The 2,218-nt window shown below is 37.5% G+C and carries 3 protein-coding genes; all 3 read right to left on the reverse strand.

Going from position 1 to position 2,218, the window contains the following annotated elements:
- The coding region (locus BM179_RS24970; RefSeq protein ID WP_092019876.1) for an AAA family ATPase at positions 1-845 on the reverse strand (845 nt) is incomplete at its 3' end.
- A gap of 36 nt (positions 846-881) precedes the next feature.
- Positions 882-1,127: a hypothetical protein gene (locus BM179_RS24975; RefSeq protein WP_092019877.1), complete on the reverse strand. Its 246-nt coding sequence runs from the start codon at positions 1,125-1,127 to the stop codon at positions 882-884.
- Between the two features lie 36 nt (positions 1,128-1,163).
- A partial coding sequence (locus tag BM179_RS25490; RefSeq protein ID WP_218159289.1) for a hypothetical protein occupies positions 1,164-2,218 on the reverse strand: 1,055 nt, incomplete at its 5' end.

Genomic DNA, 2,218 nt, shown 5'->3' on the forward strand with positions numbered 1-2,218 from the left:
TTTCCCAATTCATCGGCTGTAAGGCATTTTTTAACGATATAGTTTAACTGGGTTTTATCCTCCATGTTTACTGATAAAACATCCCTGATCATTTGTTCATAGAATGTTATTCTTTCAGCTTGTCCGACCGGAACAGGAGAAGTGTATTTTTCAGAATAGCGAGAAAACAACTCTCTGAAACCTACTTTTTTGGAGTTAATCCCACGTGTGATTTTTTCTCTTAACCCATCAGCTCCCATCAGATACCATCCGCAACAGTTTTCAGTTGCATTCCAAAGCTCTTTTAGTTCCAAGAAGGCATTATATTCTAAGTCTCCTGCTTCATCAATGATCACAACGGGCTGAGGGAGGTTTTTAAGATAATACTTAATGTTAGCCTTCATTTCAGCATATTTACCGAAATCAACACCGATCGTTTTAGCGATCAGACGGATAAATAACTGTTTGGTCTTAGCCTGTGAAGCATCCACGTAAAAACAGTTTTTAAGTGTCCGGCTCAGATACTTTGCGCTAAAGGTCTTACCAATACCGCAATCATCTACACATATTTTGCTTTTCGCATTGTCTTGACAGAAACGTACATCTTCTTCAATAACTTTAAACACCTCCGTTTTTGCCATTTTCCATTTACGGGAATGTAATTGTACGTCCAATTCCCTTCCTATCGTAAGCCATTGAGAATCTCTCAAAAGCCTGTCAGTCATGCCATTTTTCAATTGACTGAAGACACTATTATTAATTCCCCATTGCTTAGAAAATTGAGAATCTGTACCGTCAAAGTTATCTCTTACTCCAAGCAGGGCTTCTTTTACTTGTTCTTTATATTCATTGGTTATCTGTAGCATTTTTATAATAGTTTGAAGTTGGTAATAATTAACTACTTACATTTTGAAGCGGGGAAACTCGAAATAGTCTATAATCATATTCCGTTGGTTTTCTACATGAACCATGTAGTCAATGATTGTGTCTTTGTCAGTTTTACAGTCCGCTTCTTTAGCTAAATCACCCAGAAACATAATTTTCTTGTTTAAGATACTTAGAGCTGTTCCCTTCTGTGAAGGCAAAAGTTTTCCTAATTTGCGCAAGTACATTACGTCACTTACACAACTTTCCATTGTTAATTGCATGTTCTTTTATTTTATGATTAAGTGAATTTTGAATCGTTAAAATCTATCAAGTAACGTTTGTCGCTTGTAGGTACTTCTTTGTCTTGTAATCGTTTCTTCTACTTCCTCCAACACTTCTACTTCTCTTTCAATAATTGTGCTTTTTGTTCTGTCAATCACTGTTATTGAATCAATTGCATTCCTCCTTTCTTTACCGAAATTCAGCACTGTATTAGCATATGCAGACATTAAAGCCTGATTCTCAAAATCCTGTTCAGTACGCTCATAATATGCTTTAGAATAGCGGGGAACTGGTACTACGTCACATATGTAACGTCCGTTTCTATACGCTTTTGCACTTAGAACGTTTCCTTCTTTGTCATCAAGCCATTTTACAATAATTTTTCTTCCTTCAATTTCCTTCATGATTCTGATAAGCTCTTTGCCTGTAGCAATTTTATCATTCGAACCAATACACCACTGATCACTATTCAGATTTATGTAACCAACCCTGCAACTTGTCTGAGTTTCTTTACCCATACGCATCAAAATACTTTGCCAATTGATCGGTCTACATTCAGGGTTTTGGTTCTCCATAAACACTTCCCATCTTGTTTTTCCTTCTACACGTGGATGAGGGCTATGATTCCATTCCTGCATAAGCCTTACGGTTGTTTCTACAATTTCATCATAGCTTTTATGTATCGGCTTTTCTGTGTTGGTTTGGTTCGCTTCAGAGCGGGCAAACGGCCTACCTTGCCAACCTTCCTCATGCTTTTCAAGCCCGTAACGTATCCGCCTAAAGTGGTTTTCAATCATCTTTCCGGTTGGATTATTCTTTTCAATCCGGATTTTGTTAAACAAAACTCCTTCCTCCAAAATACCTTTTGTCAGACCACTGTTTAAAGCACTTTCACACTCCAATTCAAGCGGTAAACCAACTCCATAACTTGCATAATCACGTACCAGATTTTTATAAAAGTCAGTGATAATGCCTTCTTTAGTAGTCCCATGCACATAAGTTGTCCAGGCTTCAGATGCAAGGTCAATTCCGATGTAAAACCAAACACGCTTGCCGTTCGGTAAAATGAAAGGCGGGTTTCTATCATCAA

It is taken from the genome of Pseudarcicella hirudinis, assembly GCF_900115665.1.
Classification (GTDB): Bacteria; Bacteroidota; Bacteroidia; order Cytophagales; family Spirosomataceae; genus Pseudarcicella; species Pseudarcicella hirudinis.

What these genes read in the sequence shown, in the direction of transcription:
- BM179_RS24975 (WP_092019877.1), bottom strand. Translation starts at nt 1,127, where the DNA reads ATGCAATTAACAATGGAAAGTTGTGTAAGTGACGTAATGTACTTGCGC.